Here is a 12,178-nt window from a genome sequence, read left to right as displayed (position 1 = left end):
GTGGCGTGGGATCTGCGCCTGCAGGGGGTCGGCAACGCCTCGGCGGTCGAGCTGGGCTCCGCCATGGCGACCATCGAGCGCCACGGCCAGCCCTGGCTGACGATCGACTGCGGCGGCGAGGGCCTGACCGCATTCCTGGACCACTACGGGCGAGCGCCGCAGGCGTTGTTCATCACCCACACGCACCTGGACCACGTCGCCGGTTTCGAGCGGCTGTTCGTGGAGGCCTACTTCAATCCGTCGCTGCGCGGTCGGATCCGGCTGTACGTGCCCGCCAAACTGGTGCCGTTGCTGCATCAGCGGGTGGGTGATTACCCCAATCCCCTGGCCGAGGGTGGGGCGAACTTCTGGGATGCCTTCCAGGTGATTCCGGTGGGCGAGTCGTTCTGGCACCAGGGTGTGCGCCTGGAGGTCTTTCCCGTCCGCCATCACTGGCCTGACACCGCGTTCGGCCTGCGCCTGCACGGCAGCCTGGTGTGGACAGGCGATACCCGGCCGATCCCGGAAATGCTCGCCAGGATGGCCGATGCGGGCGAACTGATCGCCCACGACTGCGCCTTGCACGGCAATCCGTCGCACAGCGGTATCGACGATCTGGAGCGGGAATACCCGCAGGTGCTGCTGGAGCGCTGCCTGCTGTACCACTACGGCAGTGCCCAGGAGGGCGAAGCGCTGGAGGCGCGCGGCTACCGGATCGGCCGGCAGGGAGAATTGGTGGCGCTGAAGCCGACGACCGCAATGCAGGTCGACGTCGCCTGAGCTGCGCTCCGGCAGCCAAAAAGGTGGCAGCCCCGCCAACTTGCCTCGGCGCCCGCATCAGTCAATACCGTTGCTGCCTTCCGGCCCTGGCGGAGTTTTCAACCTAGCGTCGCGAGGGGCCGACGGGGCCACCATGGACAACTGCAACATCTGGCGGAGAGAGGGGGATTCGAACCCCCGAAGCGCGGTTTAGACGCTTACACACTTTCCAGGCGTGCTCCTTCAACCACTCGGACACCTCTCCGCATCTGAAACGCTTCAGATCCCCGTCGCGCCGCCAATCCGGCCGGAACGCAACGAAGCCGCAAAGTCTAGCGCCGCGCGGGCAAGGGGACAAGTCAAATCCTTCTCTGGCCGCGAGGGCCGGGCGCTTGATCCGGGATGGGAGCGCGGGGCGGCGTGGCACAATGGTGGCGCTGCGTCCGTGCCGGCCGATTCCGGGGCGCGGGCGTTCCCTGCCGGACTTGCCCAAGGTTATCGATGTCCTATCTCGTCCTCGCCCGCAAGTGGCGACCCAAGCGCTTCGCCGAACTGGTCGGGCAGGAGCACGTGGTCCGCGCCCTGACCAACGCGCTCGACAGCGGCCGGGTGCATCACGCGTTCCTGTTTTCGGGCACCCGCGGCGTGGGCAAGACCACGATCGCGCGGATCTTCGCCAAGTCGCTCAACTGCGAGCAGGGCACGTCGGCCGATCCCTGCGGTGAGTGCAATTCGTGCCGCGACATCGACGCGGGCCGGTTCATCGACCTGCTGGAAATCGACGCCGCGTCCAACACCGGCGTGGATGATGTGCGCGATTTGATCGACAACGCGCAGTACATGCCCTCGCGCGGCCGGGTAAAGGTCTACCTGATCGACGAAGTGCACATGCTCTCGAAGTCGGCGTTCAACGCGCTGCTGAAAACGCTGGAGGAGCCGCCCGGTCACGTGAAGTTCCTGCTCGCCACCACCGACCCGCAGAAGCTGCCGGTAACCGTGCTGTCGCGCTGCCTGCAGTTCAACCTCAAGCGCCTGGACGAGGAGCAGATCGGCGGCCAGGTGGAGAAGATCCTCCAGGCCGAGGGCATCGCGGTCGAACCCGGCGCGGTGCGCCAGATCAGCCGCGCGGCCGACGGCAGCCTGCGCGACGGCCTGTCGCTGCTGGACCAGGCGATCGCCTACACCGGTGGCCAGCTCACCGACGCCGCGGTCGCCACGATGCTGGGTACCGTCGACCAGACCCGCGTGGGCGCGTTGCTGGACGCGTTGGCGTCCGGCGATGGCGCTGCGCTGATGGCGGAGGTCGCCGCGCTGGCGGAGTTCTCGCCCGACTGGGCCGGCGTGCTGGAAGCGCTGAGCGATGCCCTGCACCGCATCCAGGTGCGCCAGCTGGTGCCCGGGGCAAGCATCGAGGTCGATGGCGTGGCCATCGATGCGTTGGCGACCAGGGTCCCGGCTGAGCTGGTCCAGCTGTGGTACCAGATGGCGATCAATGGCCGTCGCGACCTCTCACTGGCTCCCAGTCAGCGCGCCGGTTTCGAGATGAGCGTGCTGCGCATGCTGGCGTTCCGTCCCGCGGGGCCGCAGTCGGCACGCAGTGGTCCGGCGAGTGGCGGCACTGGTGTGACCGCGGGTGGCATTGCCGGAGCCGGTTCCGCGTCGGGGCCTGCCTCAGCCTCCGCCTCCGCGCACGAGTCGCTGCTGCCGGCCACGCCCCGTCCTGCGCCAACGCCAACGCGTGCGCGCGCTCCCACTGATACGGGCATTGCCGATGTGCCTGCCGAAGCGCGCCCCGAGACGCCGGAAGCCGCCGGACGGAGCCCGGACACCTACCACCACGACGAGCGCGAGCAAGCCCCGTTCTTCAGCCTGGAAGACGAGTCGGAGGCCGTCGCCGTTGCGACGACTGCCCCCGAGCCGACAGCATCGGTCAGCGAGCCGCATCCAGCTCCGCACGCTGCATCCGATGAAGTGCCTGCAGGGGCCGTCATCGCCGATGCCGACGCCTGGCACGCCTGGGTGGTGGCCAGTCCGCTGAAGGGACCGGCGCGCGTGCTCGCCGAGCACGTGGGTTTCATCGCCTGCGAGGGACGCGTGGTGCGCCTGGGTCTGTCCCCGCAAGACGAGCTGCTCAACAAGCCCGTTCTGGTGGCGCAGATCGTCAAGGCGCTGGCCACCTCCCTGGGCGGCGATCCGGAAATCCGCTTCGAAGCGAGCACCGTTGGCGGCGTGTCGCTGCGCGAGCGCAACGACAAGGCCCGCGATGCGCGCAGGAGTGCCGCGGTGGACAGCTTCATGTCCGATCCGCAGGTGCGTGCGCTGATCGCCGGCGGCGCCACGGTGGTGGCCGATTCGATCCGGCCGCGCGGCGACGCCTGATCAGTGGCGGCGGGCCGTGCGGCACCGACCGCAGACCTGGAAGGCGGCCCTTGAGAGCCGAGCGTGCTGCCTTCATCTCTGGTCTGCCGAACATCATTCACCCACTTGGACGAGTAGACGATATGCGTGGAAATATTGCCCAACTGATGCAGCAAGCGCAGAAGATGCAGGAAGAAATGCAGCGCGCGCAGGAAGAGCTGGCCAACATCGAGGTCATCGGTAACGCCGGTGGTGGCATGGTCAGCGTGACCCTGACCGGCCGCATGGAGTGCCGCAAGGTGCGCATCGATCCGCAGGCTCTGGCCGATCCGGAGATGGCCGAGGACCTGATCGCCGCAGCGATCAACGACGCCGTCAACAAGGTCAATGCCGCGTCGCAGGAGCGCATGGGTTCGGCGACCGCCGGCATGCAACTGCCGCCGGGCATGAAGCTGCCGTTCTGATCGTGCTTCGCCCACGTAAACGCCCAGTGCGCCTTCCACGATGAGCTCGCCGCTGCTTGAGCAGTTGATCGAGGCGTTCCGGGTGTTGCCCGGCGTGGGGCAGAAGTCGGCCCAGCGCATGGCCTACCACGTGCTCGAGCGCGAGCGCGCTGGGGGCCAGCGGCTCGCGGACGCCCTGGCCGCCGCGGTGGACCGGATCGGCAACTGCGAGCGCTGCCGCGACTTCAGCGAAACCCCGGTGTGCCCGACCTGCTCCAGCGCGAGCCGCGACGTCCACCAGCTGTGCGTGGTCGAGTCCCCCGCCGACCGCCTGGCGATCGAGCAGGCCACCGGTTACCGCGGCCTCTATTACGTGCTGCAGGGTCGGCTCAGCCCGCTGGATGGCATCGGCCCGGCCGAGCTGGGCCTGGACCGGCTGGCATCACGCCTGGCCGAGGGTGAGGTGTCCGAGCTGATCGTGGCGACCAACCCCACGGTGGAAGGCGAGGCCACCGCGCATTACTTGGGCCAGCTGGCGCGCCAGTACAAGGTGCGCCCGAGTCGCCCGACCCATGGGGTTCCGCTCGGTGGCGAGCTGGAGTATGTCGACCGCGGCACGCTTTCCCACGCCTTTGGCAGTCGCAGCGAGATGTCCTGAGCGACCGGCCGATTGATCGGGACGTTCATCTGGACGTTCATCTGTACCCAACGGAGTAGTGGCATGACTGACGAGACCATCTTCGGCAAGATCATCCGCCGCGAGATACCCGCGGACATCGTCTTCGAGGACGAGCACCTGATCGCCTTCCGTGACATTGCACCGCAGGCGCCGGTGCACGTGCTGTTCGTGCCCAAGACGCCGATTCCGCGGCTGGACGACCTCACCCCGGATCAGGCGGCGGTGGTCGGCCGGTTGGTCATCGCGGCTGCGGAATACGCGCGGCGCGAAGGCCTGGCCGAGGACGGCTACCGGGTGGTGATGAACTGCAACGACCACGGCGGCCAGACGGTGTATCAGATCCACCTGCACCTGCTGGCTGGCGCGCCACTGGGGCGTTTTGGTGTGCCGGGCTGAACCGGCCGCCGCGACCTACCAGTAACCCCACCACGGCCACGGCGCCGGCCGGGTGATGACGTCGACCCGTTCCTGGATCGGCCACAGGTAGATCACGTCGGCGGCGACGCGGGGAAAGCGGTAATCGTATTCGCCGATACGCCGGTTCTCGTAGCCGTCGATGCGGCCGGTGAAGGTCACCTCGCGGTTGGTCTGGAACAGCGCCGGATCGTAGAAGCCGTCGCGACAGGCGATGAACCGGCCACCGACATCATCGGTCGCCCAGTAGGGCCGGCCGTAGACATTCAGGCGGGTGGAAATCATCTCGAAGCAGGTGCGGTTGGGCTGCGGCTCGACCTGCACGATGCGGCCACCCCAGCGCACCAGGGCGCCGGTGCGGTCGACACTGTTGGCATCGTGGGGCGTGATCTGGGCGAAATCGCCCTGCAGCGGCTTGGGCTGGCTGGCGCAGGCGGCCAGCAGCAGCGTCGCGAGGACGAGCATGGCGTGACGGATCTTCATCGGTGTTCTCCGTTTCCGGGTGAAGCGGCATGGGGCGGTGACGGCCGGTGGCGACGCAGGGACAGTATCAACTGCCGCGACGCCCGTGCGCTGTGGTCGTCACGCCCAGCGTAGCGCCAATTGCTGAAACGCCGGCTGAGCCGCAGCAAGTCGTCGGCCGGGCCGGGGCCGGCATCGGCGACCCGCTGTGCCCATGTCATGGCGGGTTCGTCGGGGTTGCGGCCCAGACCGAGCCGGCGGTAGCGACGTTCCAGCGTGTGCCACGCCCGCAGCACCGGGTCGCGCTGGCGCTCCGCCCGCCGCGACAGCCATGCCATCCACAGCAGCGCCGACACGGCCGCCAGACCGAACAGCAATCCCAGGCGGACGCCATCCAGGCGCTCGATCCCCAGCGGCCGCAGCAGGCGCGATTGGCGCTCGGCATCGAAGCCCAGCACCAGCTGGTTCCAGCTTTGCCGCAGCCAGTCGGTGGCGTTGAACAGGCGGCTGGCATCCCCGCCCAGCATCCGCCCGAACAGGCTGTCGGCGCCCGGGCGGCGGTCATCCAGGGTGTCGTAGATGCGTTCGGGTGCGACCGCGGCGGTCGGATCGACCCGGACCCAGCCGCGGCCGTCGAGCCAGACCTCGGCCCAGGCGTGCGCATCGGAGCGCCGCACCAGCCAGTAGTCGCCGATCGGGTTGCGGTAGCCGCCGACATAGCCGGTGACCACGCGCGCGGGAATGCCCGCGGCCCGCATCAGGATCACGAAGGCCGAGCTGAAGTGTTCGCAGAAACCCTCCTGCTGGTCGAACAGGAACTCGTCGGCGGCGTGGCGCCCGGCCAGCGGCGTGCTCAGGGTGTAGGCGAAGTCGCTGCGGATCCACTGCATGGCGCGGCGCACGATGGCCTGGTCGTCGTCGGCATCGCTGCGCCAGCGCGCGGCCAGCGCCCGTGTGCGCGGATTGGATCCGGCCGGCAGCGCCAGCGTCGCTTGCTGCAGCGGGCCGGCAAGATCAGCCTCGAAGGTCTCTGGCGGGGACGACTGCATCCGCCAGCGCGTCAGCGAACTCAGCGGCCGCGGGGAGAACAGCTCATGGTCATGGCCCAGCCGGCTATCGCCGGGTGCCTCGACGGGGAGTTCCAGGGCGACCATCTGGCGGCGCTCGGTCGGCTCGATTTCGACCTGGTAGTCCCACAGGACTTTGGCGCGGGTCACGGCGGCCGGGGGCAGGCCGGTGGACCGGCGGCTGCGGGCCCACGTGCGGCCGTCGAAGTCGGACAGGACCGGTCCGCGCCAGTACATCTGCGAGGTGGGCGGGGTGGTGCCGAAAAATCGCACCCGCAGCGCCGGGGTATCGTCGGCCATCAGGTCGATCCAGTCGCCCGGCGACATCTCGTCGGACAGGCCGGTTCGTGCCAGCGTGCGCTCCGGAACGCCCCACAGCGGAGTCGCAAGCCGCGGGAACAGCCAGAATGCCGCCAGCGCCAGCGGGAGGCCCAGCAGCACCAGTCGACCCACCGAGCCGAAACGAGCGCGGGTCGTGGTGGCGTCGCGGATGCCCGACTCGATGTCGGTCAGGCGCAGCAGCGCCATCAGGGCCAAGGCAACGCCCGCCAGTCCCAGCAACAGGCTCAACGGTCCTTGGTCGAGAAGGAAGGTGGCGAACGGAGCGAACAGGGCGAAGCCGAGCAGGCTTCGCGCGTCGCGAACGCCCCGGGTTTCGGCCGGCTTCATCGCCAGCATCGCGGCGAGGATCGCGCACCCGGTATCGCGGCCGAAATGCGAGCCCGACAGCGCGATGACGGCGGCCAGCAGGGTCAAGGTGAGCAGCAGGCGCACCAGCGCGTGCAGCGGCTTGCGCCACGAGAGCGCGGCGACGGCGACCGCGCTGCCACCGATCAGCAGGCCCAGCGGCGACGGCAATTGCAGAAGCAGCGGCAACACGCAGACCGCGGCAGCTGCCATCGTCCAGCGCCGGCTGTGCGGATCTAACGTCGCAACGGGTTTGCGCTCAGCCACGGGGCATCAGCGCCAGTGCGCGCAGGCAGTCGTGACGGTGGCCGGGGCCCTGCGAAGGGCCGACGGCGGGCTGCGCAGGCAGCGTGAGGCGGTAACGGCGGCCGTCGCGTTCGGCCTCGTCGACCCAGCGGGCCAGGCGGCTGATCCTTGCTTCGTGCGGCAGGGCGCCAACGCTGTGCCAGTCCAGCACGATATCGGCCCCGGCCGGCTGCTGGTATTCGCGCACCAGCAGGGATTCGTGGCGCGCCGATGGCTTCCACGCGATGGACCGCCGCGAGTCGCCATGGCGGTAGCCGCGCAGGTGGTGGGGATCCTCGCCGCTGGGGTGGAGACGCGCCTTGGCGTCCTCACCGGAGCCCTCGGGCAGAGGCGGGCCGTCGGTCTCCGGGCGCGGGTACACCAGCAGGGGAGTCTGCGGCCAGACGTGCGACCACGCCCGGGCGAGGCCGAGCGGATGGCAGGTAGCGATCCGCAGCCGCGGCAGGTCCAGCCAGCCGCGCTGCGACGTCGGGATCAACAGCTGCGCCTGACCATTGCCGGGCTGGAGGTCCAGCAAAGCCGGGTCCTCGTGATCCGGATCCAACGCGACCTGGAGGCCGCGCCGCACGCGCCCGTCAGCGGCCTTCGCATGCACGTGCAGCAGCATCATCTGGCCGGCAGGCACGGGTTCGGCATCGATCGCGGTCACCGCCAGTCCGCTGAGCTGCAGCTGCGCGGCGACCAGGCTGGCCAGGCCGGTGCCGCCGAGCAGCAGTGCCAGCAGCAGCGCGGGATTGTTGTTGTAGTTCAAGCCGCCCAGCAACATGGTCGCGACCAGGACGGCATAGAACAGGCCGAACCGGGTGGGAAGCACATAGACCCGACGCCGGTCGAAGGTGACCGGCAGCGGTTCGGGATCGCGCGGTCGGGTGAAGGTCAGGGCCCAGCCGTGCACCCGCTTGCGGATGCCGCGCGCGATCGGGACTCGCTCGATCGACGCCGGCGACGCGGCTTCTCCTGCCACCGCTGCTCAGTCCACCGCGACGGCGTGCAGGATCGCCTTGGCGAGCGCCGCGTCACTGCCGGCCTCGGCGTCGGCGACCAGCCGGTGCGCCGCGACTGCGGAAAAGAGGGCCTGCACGTCGTCGGGTCGCACGTGGTCGCGACCCAGCAGGAGCGCATACGCCCTGGACGCACGCAGCAGGGCCAGGCCGGCCCGTGGCGAAAGCCCGACGCGCACGCCCGGATGGCTGCGGCTGCGCGCCAGCAGCGCCTGCACGTAGTCGATCAGCGCATCGCTGGCGTGCACCCGGCTGACGGCGTCGCGAAGCGCCATCACGTCGTCGCGCGACAGCACCGGCGTCACCGCAGCGATCAGGTCGCGGCGGTCACGTCCGGCCAGCAGCTCGCGCTCGGCGTCATGGCCGGGGTAGCCCAGCGCCAGTCGCATCAGGAAGCGGTCCAGTTGCGAGTCCGGCAGCGGATAGGTGCCCGACAAGTCGGTCGGGTTCTGGGTCGCGATGACGAAAAAGGGCGCGGGCAGGGCATGGGTGGTGCCATCAACGGTCACCTGTTGCTCCGCCATCGCCTCCAGCAGGGCGCTCTGGGTGCGCGGCGGTGCGCGGTTGATCTCGTCGGCCAGCAGGACCTGGGTGAACACCGGGCCGGGGTGGAACTGGAAGTCGCGCGTCGCCGGATCGAAAATCGACAAGCCGACGATGTCCGCCGGCAGCAGGTCGGAGGTGAACTGCACGCGCTGGAAGTCCAGCCCCAAGGTCGCGGCCATGGCGTGGGCGAGGGTGGTCTTGCCCAGACCCGGCAGGTCCTCGATCAGCAGGTGACCGTCGGCCAGCAGGGCGACGAAGGACAGGCGCACCTCGCGCGACTTGCCCAGCACCAGGCGGTTGACCTGCGTTTGTGCGGCGTCAAGGGATTTACGCAGATGCTCGGGTAGCATGCCCGGCTTCGACACCGCGGCCTCGTGGCCCGGCGTCGGTGTTGATACCGCCATCGTGTTCTCCAGAAATCGTCCCATGTCGCCTGCAGGCGCGTTGGCGGCTGTTGCCGGTCGGCTGCAAGTAGTTCCCCGAGTGTAACTAGGACCCCTGTTGATGCGCGAAACCCCCGCTGTCGATCATCGTCAGCCCGCCGCGGCCGATTACCTGCAACCGCTGCCTGCCGAGCGTTCCGCGTACCGCTGGTTCCTGGTGCTTTTCATCGCGGTGCTGGCGGTCAAGCTGCTGGTTGCCGCGCGCCTGCCGCTGTTCGTCGACGAGACCTTTTACTGGCTGGAAGGCCAGCATCTGGCACCCGCCTATTCCGACCTGCCGGGCCTGACGGCGTGGCTGGCCCGCCTGGGCGTCAGCCTGGGCGGCAATACGGAGCTGGGGCTGCGTCTGCCGTTCCTGATGATTGCCGCCGCTGTCCCCTGGCTGATAATGCGGATCACCGCGCGTGAGTACGGGCCGGTGCACGGCTGGCAGGCAGGCAGTTTCGCGCTGCTGTTGCCACTGGCGGGGACGCTGGGCCTGTTGGCGCTGCCGGATGCAGCGATGGCGCTGGCTACGGTGCTGTGCATCGACGCCGGCGCGCGGTTGCTGCGGCAGCTCAGCGCCGGAGCCTCCCTTGAGCTCGCGCTGGGCCTGACGATCGGCGCATTGAGCCACTACCGCTTCATCGCCGTGATCGGCGTCGGTCTGTTGGCGTTGTTGCTGGTCCGCGACGGTCGCAAGGCGCTGCGTGACCCCCGCGTGTGGACTGCGATCGCCATTGGCGCCGCGGCCTGGGCGCCACTGGTGGCCTGGAACCTGGGCAACGCCGATGCCGGGCTGCGCTTCCAGCTGGTGGACCGGCACCCGTGGGCGTTCCACTGGGACGGCATTCTTTTTGTCGTCATCCAGGCACTGATGGTCACCCCGCTGTTGTTTGCCGCGCTGCTGGCAGCGGGTTGGCGGGGCTATCGGGGCGCGCTACCCGCATCGCGGTATTTCGCGCTGCTCGGCGGTCTGCTGGTGCTCGGTTTCTTTTCGCTGGGGTTCTTCGCTGACACCGAGCGGGTCAGCTTCCACTGGCCGCTGCCCGGCTATCTGGCGCTGCTGCCGCTGCTGCCCGCGGTCCTGGACGCGTGGCCGCGCTGGTTGCGTGGCCTGACCTGGCTGACCGCCGGCCTCGGCCTGGTGATGGTGATGGGCTATTACGTCGCGGTGTCGGTGCCGGACCTGCGCGCGCGCGCGGCGGCGGAGAAGTGGTACCCGTCCAACTTCGCCGGCTGGGACGAGCTGGCCGATGCCGTGCGCCTGGAGCGCGGGCAGATGGGTCCGGACGCGCGCCTGGTGGCGGGCAGTTTCAAGATCGGCGCCGAGCTCGGGTTCGCCCTGGGCGATCCGCGCATCCCCGTGCTGGACCATCCCTTGAACATCAAGCACGGCCGTGCCCCGCAGTTGCAGCTCTGGAACCTGGCGGCGGGGCCGCGTGAGTCGTGGCCGGCGCAGTTCGGTCAGGCCTGGGCCGACGCGCCGGTGCTGCTGGTGATCGCGTCCAGCGATGTCCAGTACAAGCACTTGCTGGAGCGTTATCACCACCTGTGCCGGAAACTGGGGCCGCTGCCGCCACCGCAGGTAGTGAACGTGGACCACGGGCGCCAGCGCTTCCTGCTGTTCCGCTTCGATTCGTCCATGCCGACCGCGGGCAACTGCACCGCCCCGGCGATGGCGTGGATAGACAGTCCCGTCAGCGGTCAGCGCGTGGCACGCAGCTTCGATATCGCAGGCTGGGCGTTCAAGGACGGCGTGGGCCTGGAACGGGTCGAGGTGACCCTGGACCGAAAGCCGGTGGCGGATGTCGCCTATGGCGCCAGCCAGCCCGGCACCGCCGCGTTCTGGCGCATCAGCAACGATCCCAACCAGCCGCGGGTAGGCTTCAGCGGTCGGGTGGAACTGGGCGCGGATGTCACCACGGGTCGCCACTGGCTGGGCCTGCGCCTGCACGGCGCGGACGGCAGCGTGGAGGCGTGGCCGGAGCAGCCGATCGAGGTGCGCTGAGCCAGTCGGCCCGGTTGCCAACCGGCTCAGGGAACCGCGAAGCCTGCGTCGCGCAGCAGGTCGGCGGTGGCGATCAGCGGCAGTCCGACCAGCGCGGTCGGATCGCGCGACTGGATCTCCTTGAACAGGCTGATGCCCAGGCCCTCGCACTGGAAACTGCCGGCGCAGTCGTAGGGCTGCTCGGCCTGCAGGTAGCGTTCGATTTCATCGGCGGAGAGCGCCCGGAAACGCACCGTCGTGATGTCCAGCGCCTGCAGCCGGCGGCCATCGTCGTGGCGCAGGCAGATGCTGGTGTGGAAGTGGATGGTCCGCCCGGACATGGCGGTGAGCTGACGCACGGCGCTTGCGTGGTCCCCGGGTTTGCCAAGAATGCGGCCTTCGATATCGGCGACCTGGTCAGAACCCAGTACCCAGGCGCCGGGGAAGCGGGACGCGACCGCGTCGGCCTTGGCGTTGGCCAGCCGGCGGGTGAGCGACGCCGGGAATTCCCCAGGCAAAGGCGTCTCGTCGATTTCGGGCGACGCCACGGTAAACGGCACTCGCAGCCGCTCGAGCAGTTGCGCCCGATAACGCGAGCCGGACGCCAGGATCAGTGTCGCCACGCTCAGACCTCCAGCATCTGCGCTTCCTCGACCCGTTCCAGCTGGCGCTCGATGCGCTCGCGCGCCTGGTCGATCGAGAGGCGGACGCTGTGCAGCTCCGCCACCCGCGCCTGCGCGCCCTGCTCACGCAGCCACAGTCGCTGGCGAAGCATTTCCCGCATCGCCTCATGCACCGGATCGGCGTCGCTTTCCCCGGTCACCGCCTCGATCTGTCGACGCGCTGCACGCAGGCGCGCTTCCAGCGCGTCGGCGGAGTCCAGCAGCCGCTGCATTTCCTGATGGCGACGGCGGCGCAGCCCATAGCGGACGGCGACAAGCAGGATCAGCGCCGCGGCGATGACGACCGGAAACAGGAGTGGATTCACGGGCAGCGGGCCAGTCGGGTGAGCGCCCAGTCTGCCGCGCCCGGCTCCCGCGGGGCAAACGCGGACGGCCCCGCCCG

12 protein-coding genes, 1 tRNA gene and 1 other RNA gene are annotated in these 12,178 nt (G+C 69.4%); 6 read left to right on the top strand and 8 right to left on the bottom strand.

The window, feature by feature from the left end:
* Positions 1-759 (top strand): MBL fold metallo-hydrolase, encoded by a 759-nt coding sequence (locus INQ41_RS09815; protein WP_193984043.1) that lies wholly within the window; start codon positions 1-3, stop codon positions 757-759.
* A 29-nt stretch (positions 760-788) separates the two neighbouring features.
* Here the strand turns inward: INQ41_RS09815 and ffs are convergent.
* Positions 789-885, bottom strand: an RNA gene (gene ffs / locus INQ41_RS09810) — signal recognition particle sRNA small type.
* 25 nt (positions 886-910) lie between these two features.
* Positions 911-1,003: transfer RNA gene (locus INQ41_RS09805), tRNA-Ser, on the bottom strand.
* Positions 1,004-1,239: 236 nt separating this feature from the next.
* Here INQ41_RS09805 and dnaX point away from each other — a divergent pair.
* The 4 genes from dnaX (at position 1,240) to INQ41_RS09785 (ending at position 4,614) form a co-directional block, all read left to right on the top strand.
* Positions 1,240-3,117 (top strand): DNA polymerase III subunit gamma/tau, encoded by a 1,878-nt coding sequence (gene dnaX, locus INQ41_RS09800; RefSeq protein WP_193984041.1) that lies wholly within the window; start codon positions 1,240-1,242, stop codon positions 3,115-3,117.
* Between the two features lie 122 nt (positions 3,118-3,239).
* Positions 3,240-3,560: a YbaB/EbfC family nucleoid-associated protein gene (locus tag INQ41_RS09795; RefSeq protein ID WP_043957642.1), complete on the top strand. Its 321-nt coding sequence runs from the start codon at positions 3,240-3,242 to the stop codon at positions 3,558-3,560.
* Positions 3,561-3,600: 40 nt separating this feature from the next.
* Positions 3,601-4,197 (top strand): recombination mediator RecR, encoded by a 597-nt coding sequence (gene recR / locus INQ41_RS09790; protein WP_193984039.1) that lies wholly within the window; start codon positions 3,601-3,603, stop codon positions 4,195-4,197.
* Positions 4,198-4,260: 63 nt separating this feature from the next.
* Positions 4,261-4,614, top strand: coding sequence for a histidine triad nucleotide-binding protein (locus INQ41_RS09785; protein ID WP_193984037.1), 354 nt, complete (start codon positions 4,261-4,263; stop codon positions 4,612-4,614).
* 15 nt (positions 4,615-4,629) lie between these two features.
* Here the strand turns inward: INQ41_RS09785 and INQ41_RS09780 are convergent, their stop codons facing one another.
* From INQ41_RS09780 to INQ41_RS09765, 4 genes are read right to left on the bottom strand one after another with little or no spacing between them, the layout of a single operon-like run.
* On the bottom strand, positions 4,630-5,115 hold the full coding sequence (locus INQ41_RS09780; RefSeq protein WP_193984035.1) for a Slp family lipoprotein: 486 nt from the start codon (positions 5,113-5,115) through the stop codon (positions 4,630-4,632).
* Positions 5,112-7,061, bottom strand: a complete 1,950-nt coding sequence (locus tag INQ41_RS09775) for a transglutaminase family protein (protein ID WP_193984033.1) — start codon at positions 7,059-7,061, stop codon at positions 5,112-5,114. The genes INQ41_RS09780 and INQ41_RS09775 overlap by 4 nt, the downstream gene beginning before the upstream one ends.
* Positions 7,062-7,107: 46 nt before the next feature.
* Positions 7,108-8,073, bottom strand: a complete 966-nt coding sequence (locus tag INQ41_RS09770) for a DUF58 domain-containing protein (protein WP_407074273.1) — start codon at positions 8,071-8,073, stop codon at positions 7,108-7,110.
* 51 nt (positions 8,074-8,124) lie between these two features.
* A complete protein-coding gene (locus tag INQ41_RS09765; RefSeq protein WP_193987320.1) occupies positions 8,125-9,051 on the bottom strand; it encodes an AAA family ATPase in 927 nt (308 codons plus the stop codon).
* A 214-nt stretch (positions 9,052-9,265) separates the two neighbouring features.
* On the opposite strand from INQ41_RS09765, the gene INQ41_RS09760 reads away from it, so the two are divergent.
* Positions 9,266-11,134 carry an ArnT family glycosyltransferase gene (locus INQ41_RS09760; RefSeq protein ID WP_407074272.1) on the top strand — a complete coding sequence of 623 codons (1,869 nt, stop codon included), beginning with the start codon at positions 9,266-9,268 and terminating at the stop codon, positions 11,132-11,134.
* A 26-nt stretch (positions 11,135-11,160) separates the two neighbouring features.
* Here INQ41_RS09760 and INQ41_RS09755 read toward each other — a convergent pair whose 3' ends face one another.
* Positions 11,161-11,736, bottom strand: a complete 576-nt coding sequence (locus INQ41_RS09755; RefSeq protein WP_193984029.1) for a Maf family protein — start codon at positions 11,734-11,736, stop codon at positions 11,161-11,163.
* Between the two features lie 2 nt (positions 11,737-11,738).
* Entirely contained in the window at positions 11,739-12,101 is a 363-nt protein-coding gene (locus tag INQ41_RS09750) for a hypothetical protein (protein WP_193984027.1), read from the bottom strand.
* Positions 12,102-12,178 lie beyond the last annotated feature (77 nt).

It is taken from the genome of Lysobacter ciconiae (assembly GCF_015209725.1).
Classification (GTDB): domain Bacteria; phylum Pseudomonadota; class Gammaproteobacteria; order Xanthomonadales; family Xanthomonadaceae; genus Novilysobacter; species Novilysobacter ciconiae.
This window is presented reverse-complemented; position numbering and strand designations above follow the sequence as displayed.

Coding starts and splice junctions, on each gene's coding strand:
- dnaX (WP_193984041.1), top strand. CDS start 1,240: ATGTCCTATCTCGTCCTCGCCCGCAAGTGGCGACCCAAGCGCTTCGCC.
- INQ41_RS09795 (WP_043957642.1), top strand. CDS start 3,240: ATGCGTGGAAATATTGCCCAACTGATGCAGCAAGCGCAGAAGATGCAG.
- recR (WP_193984039.1), top strand. CDS start 3,601: ATGAGCTCGCCGCTGCTTGAGCAGTTGATCGAGGCGTTCCGGGTGTTG.
- INQ41_RS09785 (WP_193984037.1), top strand. CDS start 4,261: ATGACTGACGAGACCATCTTCGGCAAGATCATCCGCCGCGAGATACCC.
- INQ41_RS09780 (WP_193984035.1), bottom strand. CDS start 5,115: ATGAAGATCCGTCACGCCATGCTCGTCCTCGCGACGCTGCTGCTGGCC.
- INQ41_RS09775 (WP_193984033.1), bottom strand. CDS start 7,061: ATGGCAGCTGCCGCGGTCTGCGTGTTGCCGCTGCTTCTGCAATTGCCG.
- INQ41_RS09765 (WP_193987320.1), bottom strand. CDS start 9,051: ATGCTACCCGAGCATCTGCGTAAATCCCTTGACGCCGCACAAACGCAG.